The sequence below is a fragment of the Marinobacter gelidimuriae genome, from assembly GCF_000372805.1.
Lineage (GTDB): Bacteria > Pseudomonadota > Gammaproteobacteria > Pseudomonadales > Oleiphilaceae > Marinobacter > Marinobacter gelidimuriae.
This window is the reverse complement of sequence record NZ_KB889862.1, coordinates 63,134-72,304: the sequence shown is the minus strand read 5'-3', so window position 1 is coordinate 72,304 and position 9,171 is coordinate 63,134. Positions and strand designations below refer to the sequence as shown.

At 53.5% G+C, this 9,171-nt stretch carries 12 protein-coding genes; all 12 read left to right on the top strand.

The features are described from left to right. Positions 1–8 precede the first annotated feature (8 nt). The 12 genes from A3OI_RS0104145 (at position 9) to A3OI_RS0104090 (ending at position 9,121) form a co-directional block, all read left to right on the top strand. Positions 9–722, top strand: coding sequence for a copper resistance protein B (locus A3OI_RS0104145; protein ID WP_026223987.1), 714 nt, complete (start codon positions 9–11; stop codon positions 720–722). A gap of 165 nt (positions 723–887) precedes the next feature. Further along, on the top strand, positions 888–1,241 hold the full coding sequence (locus A3OI_RS0104140; RefSeq protein ID WP_018403071.1) for a hypothetical protein: 354 nt from the start codon (positions 888–890) through the stop codon (positions 1,239–1,241). 11 nt (positions 1,242–1,252) lie between these two features. Then, positions 1,253–2,605 carry an APC family permease gene (locus tag A3OI_RS0104135; RefSeq protein WP_018403070.1) on the top strand — a complete coding sequence of 451 codons (1,353 nt, stop codon included), beginning with the start codon at positions 1,253–1,255 and terminating at the stop codon, positions 2,603–2,605. Between the two features lie 30 nt (positions 2,606–2,635). After that, positions 2,636–2,863 carry a DUF805 domain-containing protein gene (locus A3OI_RS0104130; RefSeq protein WP_018403069.1) on the top strand — a complete coding sequence of 76 codons (228 nt, stop codon included), beginning with the start codon at positions 2,636–2,638 and terminating at the stop codon, positions 2,861–2,863. A gap of 54 nt (positions 2,864–2,917) precedes the next feature. Beyond that, entirely contained in the window at positions 2,918–3,337 is a 420-nt protein-coding gene (locus A3OI_RS0104125) for a c-type cytochrome (protein WP_018403068.1), read from the top strand. 42 nt (positions 3,338–3,379) lie between these two features. Then, positions 3,380–3,838, top strand: a complete 459-nt coding sequence (locus A3OI_RS0104120) for a hypothetical protein (protein WP_018403067.1) — start codon at positions 3,380–3,382, stop codon at positions 3,836–3,838. Positions 3,839–3,909: 71 nt separating this feature from the next. Further along, on the top strand, positions 3,910–4,713 hold the full coding sequence (gene lgt / locus A3OI_RS0104115; RefSeq protein WP_020561379.1) for a prolipoprotein diacylglyceryl transferase: 804 nt from the start codon (positions 3,910–3,912) through the stop codon (positions 4,711–4,713). A 98-nt stretch (positions 4,714–4,811) separates the two neighbouring features. Then, entirely contained in the window at positions 4,812–5,480 is a 669-nt protein-coding gene (locus A3OI_RS0104110; RefSeq protein WP_018403064.1) for a methyltransferase family protein, read from the top strand. Between the two features lie 43 nt (positions 5,481–5,523). After that, positions 5,524–5,751 (top strand): hypothetical protein, encoded by a 228-nt coding sequence (locus A3OI_RS0104105; protein WP_018403063.1) that lies wholly within the window; start codon positions 5,524–5,526, stop codon positions 5,749–5,751. After that, the gene (locus A3OI_RS0104100) at positions 5,744–8,089 is read left to right on the top strand and encodes a heavy metal translocating P-type ATPase (RefSeq protein WP_018403062.1); all 2,346 of its coding nucleotides are present in this window, start codon (positions 5,744–5,746) and stop codon (positions 8,087–8,089) included. The genes A3OI_RS0104105 and A3OI_RS0104100 overlap by 8 nt, the downstream gene beginning before the upstream one ends. Positions 8,090–8,124: 35 nt before the next feature. Next, positions 8,125–8,511, top strand: a complete 387-nt coding sequence (locus A3OI_RS0104095; protein ID WP_018403061.1) for a DUF302 domain-containing protein — start codon at positions 8,125–8,127, stop codon at positions 8,509–8,511. A gap of 136 nt (positions 8,512–8,647) precedes the next feature. Next, on the top strand, positions 8,648–9,121 hold the full coding sequence (locus A3OI_RS0104090; RefSeq protein WP_018403060.1) for a hypothetical protein: 474 nt from the start codon (positions 8,648–8,650) through the stop codon (positions 9,119–9,121). Positions 9,122–9,171: the final 50 nt, after the last annotated feature.

Below are 9,171 nucleotides of genomic sequence, written 5' to 3'. Positions count from 1 at the left end.
GTACAGTTTTGGGTCTGAGTGTTCTGCCAACTCTGGCATTTGCTCAAGAGCGGGTGCGTGACACCACTGAGCGGAAGGCGCCATTGAAAGTGTGGGGCGCNCAATTTGAGGANTTAGAGTACCGCTACAGTGACAACGATGAAGAANTAGGCGTTTGGGATGCGGACTTTTTCTACGGCACCGACAATTTGAAGGCCCGCTTGCTCACAAGCGGCGAGTACTCATTTGAAGAGCAGGCTTACGAAAAGCTGGAAAACCAGCTGGTCGGTCAAATTCCCATCTCTGACTTTTTTGATGCCAAAGCCGGGATAAGGTTTGACACGCCCGAAGGCCCTGATCGCACATACGCCGTGCTGGGGGTCGCGGGCCTTGCGCCGCAGTGGTTCGAAATCGATGCGAACTTTTACGTGAGCAAAGATGGCGACACGTCCGCCGCTCTGGATGCAGAGTACGAACTGCTGTTCACCAACTATTGGATACTTTCGGCCACCCTGGATGCGACCGTGGCGTTCAGTGAAGATCGAGAGATTGGGGTTGGAAAGGGCTTGGTATCGACAGAAACCGGGTTGCGGTTGAGCTACGACCTTATTGACCGGGCTTTCTCTCCTTACGTGGGTGTTGTTCACGAACGCAAGTACGGCAACACCGCCGACTTCGCCAGAGCCGATGGCGGCGGCACAGAGAGCTGGTTTGCGGTGATTGGCGCACGGCTTACCTTCTGACACTCCGGACGGGCTCTGGACATTCGTCCTCGGCCTTTTTTTCTGCACAATTTGATGTAACTCAAGCTTTAGTCTAATAGATCGTTTACCCCTGCCTTTTTCAGTTGGAGTTCAGCTTGGCGTGTTGTGATAGAGGCTGAGAACACCGGCTGACAGGGGAAAATCATGACGAAAGCTCATAAAGCAACAAACCAGGCTCAATTTCTGCTCCGACGCAAACTCGCAGTCCAGGGCCTTACTGACATTCAGTGGGAGGACTTCATTGAGGAGCTGAATCATCATCCGTGCGTCGATTTTGCCGAGCGCAAATCGGAAAATCAGTTGATCGTCACCTTCGACGCCACCCATTGGTCAACCGACGCTCTGATTGAGCTGGTTGAGTCGCACGGAGGTCAGTTAAAAGGTGGTTGGTGGGCGCGCAGAAAACTGGCTGGATACCGATTCAGCGATGAAAACCTCAGGGCCAACGCGAACCTTGATCCCTTCTGCTGTTCGAAAATTCCACCGATGAAAAAATAAAGGGAGTTTGAATGAGCAAGAACCAGGATAGAACCTCGCGCTATCAGGAAGGCAGCCTGACGCTGCCAGGAACGGTCATGCTAGGCACCGGTGTCATGATTGGCGCCGGTATATTCGCGCTTACCGGACAAATGGCGCAAATGGCGGGTGCACTCTTTCCGTTGGCTTTTCTGGCGGCCGCAATCGTCATTTCCTTCAGTTCCTATTCCTATATCAAAATCTCCAACGCCTACCCCTCAGCGGGTGGCATTGGCATGTATCTGCATAAGGCCTACGGCGATCGCTTATCGACGGGGTTTAATGCCTTACTGATGTATTTCTCGATGGTGATCGCCCAGAGTTTTCTGGCCCGGACGTTTGGGTCTTACACCATGCAACTGTTCGGGGGTGATGAAGGCGGTCGCATGGTGCCGATACTGGGCGTGTCGCTTATTTTGGCGGCATTCATGATCAACCTGCTGGGCAATCGCTGGATTCAGGGCGTCGCTTCGTTCATTGGTATTCTCAAAATTGGGGGCATTCTGGCCTTCGGGCTGGTGGGCGTATGGTTGGCCGACAGCCTTGCGGTCGATTTTCCCAGCAGTGGCGAAACCGGCGTTGTTGGCAATTTTCTGGGTGCAACAGCCCTCGGTATTCTGGCCTTCAAAGGTTTTACCACCATCACCAACAGCGGCGTCGAGGTGAAAGACCCGAAGCGTAACGTGGGTCGTGCCATTGTGATCTCCATTGCCGCCTGCGTGGTTATTTACACCCTGGTGGGCTTTGCCGTTGCAAGCAATCTGTCCCTCGCCGAAATCATCGAGACCCGGGATTACTCCCTGGCTGCCGCAGCACGTCCGGCACTGGGTGATTATGGTCTGTGGTTCACCGTGGCGATTGCCATGATGGCGACCGCTGGAGGCATTCTGGCCAGTATTTTTGCGGTCTCCCGCATGCTGGCGATGTTGACCGAGATGAAACTGGTACCCCACAGCCACTTTGGTATGCCGGGTAGCATCCAGAAACACACGCTTGTGTATACCGTGGTGCTGGGCCTGGTTCTGACCGCTTTTTTTGATCTCTCACGGATTGCGGCCCTCGGTATTATCTTTTATCTGATTATGGACATCTCGATTCACTGGGGTGTGCTGCGCTACCTGTATCAGGATGTGAAGGCCAGGAGGTGGGTGCCCGCCGTGGCGATCGGTCTGGATCTGATGGTTCTGGGCGGCTTTGTTTGGGTCAAATTGAACTCTGACCCCTTTGTGATCGGTGTGGCGGTGGTCACGATGATTGTTATTGCGGTTGCCGAGCAGATATTCCTGAAGTCTTCCGCCAGACGTAAGGCGATGAACAGTGATGAGTCTAATGCACACCATCACTGATATTCACAGTGTAAATCAAAGGGTAATCCCATGATGGACGGCGATATGTTTGGAAACACCATGTGGGCTGGACATTGGCTATGGATGCTGGTCATTGCCATTGTCGTTGTTATACCAGCCTGGCGAATCTGTCAGCGTACCGGTTACTCGGGCTGGATGGGAATTTTGATTCTTATTCCCATGGTGAACCTGATTGTCTTGTACTTGATTGCGTTTTCGGACTGGCCAGCTGACAAAGTTCGAGCGGGCAACGAGTGAGAACCTGTAAGAAGAGCGTATGTTCGAATGGCACGAAACCGAGGAATAAACAGCATGTGTAGGAAAAAGGCCGCTTTAGGCGTTGTTTTGGTCGCAGTAATCAGTGGCTGCAGTGACCAGACCGTAGATGGGCGCTGGTACACTCAAGCCCAGATCGAGCGTGGCAAAACTGTATTCGACGAGAACTGCGCAAGCTGTCATGGCAACAACGCTCAAGGCTCCTTTAACTGGAGAAAAAAACTGAAGGATGGCTCCTATCCGCCGCCACCGCTCAACGGAACAGGCCACGCCTGGCACCATCCATTCGATATGCTGATGAGCACAATCAATCAGGGTGGCGCCCCCATGGGTGGGCAAATGCCGGCCTTCGGAGACAAACTCTCCAAGGACGACCAAAAAGCCACTATCGCCTACTTCCAGAGCAAATGGGACACGCGGATCTATGATGCATGGTTTGAAAGGAGTGGGCTCTAGTCCAACACTTGAAAACGAAACACACATCAGAGGTAACTCCGAATGGATATCAAAACGTTTAGAGAACTGATCGACTGGACACGTGATCTGCATGCGCATCTGGCAAGCTGCCTTTCTCATTGTGCGACACTAAATGAGGAAGAACAGGCCCGGGCGCTTCTGGAATACCTGGCAGTTCATGAGTCCGAAATTGAGCGTATTGTTGACGAGTTTGAACATCAGGCAGAAACCAATTCTTTGGAAACAAGGGTTTACGACTACCTTTCCAAGCACCCCATTAAAACTCACCGAACCTGTGACGAGCGCTACGCAACGCTTAATTTCAACGGCATTTGTCGTGAGGTGTTCAGTTTTCACGATCAAATAATTGATCTCTACGAAACACTGGCCGGGAAAGCCGAGATTCCTGAGGTCAAAGAGCTAATGGAGTCACTATTGACGATGGAAAGAAACGAGTCGAAGCGCCTGGCTAGTCAGGTTGGCCGGATGAACGATCTATGAATGAGTGTTTGCGCAGGTAGACGAAATGCTCAACAAAGATCCATTTTTCGCGCGCAGGAATTTGAGAACTCATGTTTAACTATCCAACAATCGATCCCATAGCGATCTCATTGGGCCCGTTGCAAATCCACTGGTACGGCCTGATGTACCTGGTTGGTTTTCTGGCTGCCTGGTGGCTGGGACGTCGCCGGGCTCTTCGATTGGGGTTGAGCACCGATGCCGTCGAAACGCTGATTTTCTATTGCATGATGGGCGTCATATTGGGCGGGCGCCTGGGGTATGCGCTGTTCTACGGCTTGGACAAGCTGGCTGACAATCCGTTTTGGTTATTCAAAATCTGGGAAGGCGGCATGAGTTTTCATGGGGGCTTTGTCGGGGTATTAGTCGCAACCCTGATCTTTGCCCGCAAGCAAAACTTAGCTTTTTTTCGGCTTACGGACTTTATCGCACCATTGGTGCCGATTGGCCTCGGAGCAGGGCGCATCGGCAATTTTATCAATTACGAGCTTCCCGGGCGAGCCAGCGAGGTACCCTGGGCCATGGTATTCCCCAATATGGGGCCCGCGCCCCGCCACCCGTCTTCACTGTATGAGTTTGCACTTGAAGGTGTCGTGTTGTTCGCGGTGCTGTGGTGGTTTTCGATCAACCCTCGCGGAAATGGAGCAACGTCCGGCCTGTTCCTGTTGCTCTATGGGGTTTTCCGTTTTTCTGTCGAGTTTGTTCGCCTTCCCGACCCGCAACTGGGGTTCATCGCTTTTGGCTGGATGACCATGGGACAGTTGTTAACTCTGCCTATGATCATTGCTGGGCTTGCCTTGGTCACCTGGTCGAGATGCCAGCCCATCAGTATCGCAAAGCCGGCGAAAACCGGATAAAGACTGTCGGTTCAACACATATACATGGAGTTGCTTTTTATGATGGAAAACAATGAGTCGAAGCGTCTGGCTAGTCAGGTTGGCCGGGTGGACGATTTATGAATGAGTCCTTCAACCACGCTGGAGCCTGGGGCATTACACTGATCGTTATCGTTTTGGTGTCTTGGTTTTTTTATCGATATTTTGCGCCAAAGAACTGGCGAGAGTGGGCCGGTGCAGGCGTGGTGCAGGCTTTTATCATCGCGCTTTATGCTGAAATGTACGGTTTTCCGCTCACTATCTATCTGCTAGTGCGCTTTTTCGGTCTCGACAGCGAGTATGTTGGTGCCAGTCTATGGTCGACCCTGGTTGGGCTTGGCGAAACCGGTATGCTTGTCTCAATGTTGCTTGGCTACGCGATCGCCTTTACGGGAATAGGGCTCTTTATTCAAGGGTGGCGCCAGGTTCACAAGGCGCGAGGGGAAAATCGCCTGGTGACAGACGGGTTGTATGCGTATGTGCGGCATCCCCAGTACACAGGGCTGTTCATTGCGCTGTTTGGCGAAGGCGTGGTGCATTGGCCAACGCTCTTTTCAATAGGCCTTTTTCCGGTGATCGTGCTTGTTTACACCTGGCTGGCTCGACGTGAGGAGCAGCAAGTACTGAAGCAGTTCGGAGACGCTTATCGCAACTATAGGCGGCAAGTACCGATGTTTATCCCTCGTTGGGGCAGCTGGCGCCAACTCGCGGCTGCTTCGCGAGCCAGCAATGGTGACGACACGGTATGAGTCTCCATTATTAATGACTACGATTTGAAAGGGAAGAAATACCATGATGAACGAAAGCATGTTTGGTAACACCATGTGGGCCGGGCACTGGCTGTGGATGCTGGTGATTGCGATTGTAGTCGTCATACCGGTCTGGCGAATATGCCAGCGTGCGGGATATCCGGGCTGGTTGGGGTTCTTGATGCTGATTCCGATGGTCAATCTGGCGTTGTTGTATTTTATCGCTTTTGCCGATTGGCCCGCGGATAAAACAGGAGCACCGAATGAGTGAACACCAGCACGACCAGCACGGACATGAAAACCACGAAGAGCATTCGGCAAAAGACCCTGTCTGCGGGATGTCGGTAGACCCCCATACAGCAAAGCATCGTAGCGAGCATGCAGGTAAAACCTGGTATTTCTGTTCGTCTGGATGCCAGTCGAAGTTCGAAGGCGATCCGGACAAGTACCTGGGTGATAAGAGTGAGCCGGCAGAGCCAGTAGCACCCGGCACCCTGTACACCTGCCCGATGCATCCGGAAATTCGCCAGCAAGGCCCGGGAGATTGTCCGATCTGCGGCATGGGCCTGGAGCCAGAAGAAGTAAGTCTTGATGATGGACCCTCCGAAGAACTCACAGACATGACTCGTCGGTTCTGGATCGGTCTGGCCCTGGCGCTTCCTGTTTTTTTGCTTGAAATGGGTGGCCACTTTTTCAAGATTGACCAGATTGTGTCCCCGCAAATCTCCAACTGGATTCAGTTGGTTCTGGCCACGCCCGTGGTCGTCTGGTGCGGCGCGCCCTTCTTTGTCCGTGGCTGGAAATCAGTCCTCAGCCGCAACCTGAATATGTTCACACTGATTGCCATTGGCACTGGCGTCGCGTTGATTTATAGCCTTGTCGCTACCCTGGTGCCGCAAATCTTTCCGGATGCCTTCCGGCAGGCGGATGGTTCGGTTGCCGTGTATTTCGAGGCCGCTGCCGTCATCGTGGTGCTGGTGTTGTTGGGCCAGGTGCTTGAGCTCCGGGCTCGGGAGAAGACCTCTGGCGCCATCAAAGCCCTGCTTGATCTCGCGCCCGCAACCGCGAGAAAGCTGGATGATGAAGGCGACGAGTTCGATGTGTCGCTCGACCAGGTAAAAGTCGGCGACCGCCTCCGGGTTCGCCCCGGCGACAAGGTGCCACTGGATGGCGAAGTCCTTGAAGGTAGCTCGAATGTGGATGAATCCATGGTGACCGGAGAGCCTTTGGCGGTCAGCAAAAAGACGGGCGACCAGGTGGTTGGCGGTAGCATCAATCAACAGGGCAGCTTCATCATGCGCGCCGACAAAGTGGGGCGCGATACCATGCTGTCTCAGATTGTCCAGATGGTGGCCAGTGCGCAACGCAGTCGTGCGCCCATTCAGGGCCTGGCAGACAAAGTGGCTGGATGGTTTGTGCCGGCGGTTATTCTCATCGCGGTCATTGCGTTTATTGTCTGGTCGGTCTTCGGGCCGACGCCGCCCATGGCCTTTGGTCTCATCGCGGCGGTGAGCGTTCTGATTATTGCCTGTCCCTGCGCTTTGGGTCTGGCAACCCCCATGTCCATCATGGTCGGTGTCGGGCGAGGCGCCCAGAGCGGTGTCCTGATCCGCGATGCAGAAGCGTTGGAGCGCATGGAGAAAGTCGATACGGTGGTGGTGGATAAAACCGGCACCCTGACTGAGGGCAAACCTCAGGTGACGAAGCTGGTGCCGGCAAACGGTTTTAGCGATGCGGATCTGATGCGATACGCCGGTGGTCTGGAGAAGGGCAGCGAGCATCCTTTGGCACACGCCATTCTCGATAAAGCCAAAACCATGGAGTTGAAACTGCCGGACGCCGAGGATTTCGACTCTCCGAACGGTAAAGGTGTCACCGGCAAAATCGATGGGGAAAAGGTTCTGCTTGGCAATCGATTGCTGATGGAATCAGAAAGCGTCGATACCTCCGCCTTTGAGGAAGAGGCGGACCAGCTGAGAAAAGACGGTGCCACCGTTATCTTTGCGGCCGTGGATGGAAAAATATGCGGTTTGCTGGCGATTGCAGACCCGGTCAAGGAGACCACGGAAGCGGCAATAGCCGCTCTGCAGAAGGAGGGTATCCGGGTGGTGATGCTGACCGGAGACAACCGAACCTCCGCCGAAGCCGTGGCCCGCAAACTCCATATTGATGAAGTGGAAGCGGAAGTACTGCCGGAAGACAAGGGCAAGATCATTCAGCGCCTGAAGGACGAAGGTCGCATTGTTGTGATGGCAGGTGACGGTGTGAACGATGCGCCAGCCCTGGCCACCGCAGACGTTGGCATCGCCATGGGGACAGGGACTGACGTTGCCATCGAAAGCGCGGGTATTACGCTGTTGCGCGGCGATCTGATGGGCATTGTTGAAGCACGGAAGTTGTCGCGGGCAACCATGCGCAATATCCGGCAGAACCTGTTTTTCGCGTTCGTTTACAACACCGCGGGCGTGCCGATTGCGGCGGGGGTATTGTATCCAGTTGCCGGCATATTGCTGTCGCCCATCATTGCGGCTGCGGCCATGTCGCTGTCTTCGGTAAGCGTCATTACGAATGCCCTACGATTGAGGGTCGTGAAACTATCAGACGACTAGGCTGATGGAGCCTCCCCCGGAAAAAGGAGATGTGTATGTCTTATACAATAGATCGCGTTATTCAGAATGCCGATTTTGCTGAAGTGGACGAACGAACCCGTAAGGCCCTTGCCGATCGGGGTTTCGGGATCTTGACGGAAATAGACGTCAAGGCGACCATGAAAAAGAAACTGGACAAGGATATGCCCGCCTACACAATTCTCGGGGCATGTAATCCAAACATGGCTTGGGAAGCGATCGGCGTAGAGCCTCGGGTAGGTGCAATGTTGCCATGCAACGTCATTCTTCGCGAGACAACCGAGGGTGTTGAAGTCAGTGCGGTTGACCCCGTTTCATCCATGACAGCAATTGGTAATGAGCAACTCAAGGAGATTGCAGGTGAGGTGAGGGACATGCTGTCTGAAGTTATCAACGCAATCTGACGGCTGAATCAACCAGCCAAAAATAATCCTGATGTACAGCAATCGAGAGGTTTATTTGAGCATAAATTCAGGTCCGATTTAGGTGGATGCTGTTTACTGAGGGTATCGAAAATCGACTTCATTTAGGAGCTTCGCTATGAAGAGTTTCACCAAAGTAATTGCAATCTCGTTGATTATGGCCACACCGGTTGTCTGGGCGCAGGGTTCAGGTAGCCAGCAGGGGCCTGGTGGTATGATGACGTCCCCGGAACAGATGCAGGAAATGCAGCAGAATATGTCCCGCATGCAAGATATGACGGGCCAGATGCGGAAAAATCCCGGACAAGACCATCAAGAGCTCATGCAGAAGCATATGGAGCGCATGCAAGAGCAGATGCGCATGATGCGGGACGGTATGATGGGCAACCGAGGCATGATGAATGGCCAAGAAATGATGAAAGGCGAGGGAATGATGAATGGTCAAGGTATGCAGGGGAATTCCAGCCAGGGCCAACCTGCAATTAAACCGGAGGATCGCTTCCAGTTTATGGAAAAACGCATGGATCAGATGCAGCTGATGATGGAGCAAATGCTGGAGCATCAGCAGGAACTGCAAGATCGCGCAAAGTGACTCCCTGACCATTCCGGGGGCGCCTCAGGGTATTGAAGTTAGTGCAGTTG

What these genes read in the sequence shown, in the direction of transcription:
- A3OI_RS0104140 (WP_018403071.1), top strand. Translation starts at nt 888, where the DNA reads ATGACGAAAGCTCATAAAGCAACAAACCAGGCTCAATTTCTGCTCCGA.
- A3OI_RS0104135 (WP_018403070.1), top strand. Translation starts at nt 1,253, where the DNA reads ATGAGCAAGAACCAGGATAGAACCTCGCGCTATCAGGAAGGCAGCCTG.
- A3OI_RS0104130 (WP_018403069.1), top strand. Translation starts at nt 2,636, where the DNA reads ATGATGGACGGCGATATGTTTGGAAACACCATGTGGGCTGGACATTGG.
- A3OI_RS0104125 (WP_018403068.1), top strand. Translation starts at nt 2,918, where the DNA reads ATGTGTAGGAAAAAGGCCGCTTTAGGCGTTGTTTTGGTCGCAGTAATC.
- A3OI_RS0104120 (WP_018403067.1), top strand. Translation starts at nt 3,380, where the DNA reads ATGGATATCAAAACGTTTAGAGAACTGATCGACTGGACACGTGATCTG.
- lgt (WP_020561379.1), top strand. Translation starts at nt 3,910, where the DNA reads ATGTTTAACTATCCAACAATCGATCCCATAGCGATCTCATTGGGCCCG.
- A3OI_RS0104110 (WP_018403064.1), top strand. Translation starts at nt 4,812, where the DNA reads ATGAATGAGTCCTTCAACCACGCTGGAGCCTGGGGCATTACACTGATC.
- A3OI_RS0104105 (WP_018403063.1), top strand. Translation starts at nt 5,524, where the DNA reads ATGATGAACGAAAGCATGTTTGGTAACACCATGTGGGCCGGGCACTGG.
- A3OI_RS0104100 (WP_018403062.1), top strand. Translation starts at nt 5,744, where the DNA reads ATGAGTGAACACCAGCACGACCAGCACGGACATGAAAACCACGAAGAG.
- A3OI_RS0104095 (WP_018403061.1), top strand. Translation starts at nt 8,125, where the DNA reads ATGTCTTATACAATAGATCGCGTTATTCAGAATGCCGATTTTGCTGAA.
- A3OI_RS0104090 (WP_018403060.1), top strand. Translation starts at nt 8,648, where the DNA reads ATGAAGAGTTTCACCAAAGTAATTGCAATCTCGTTGATTATGGCCACA.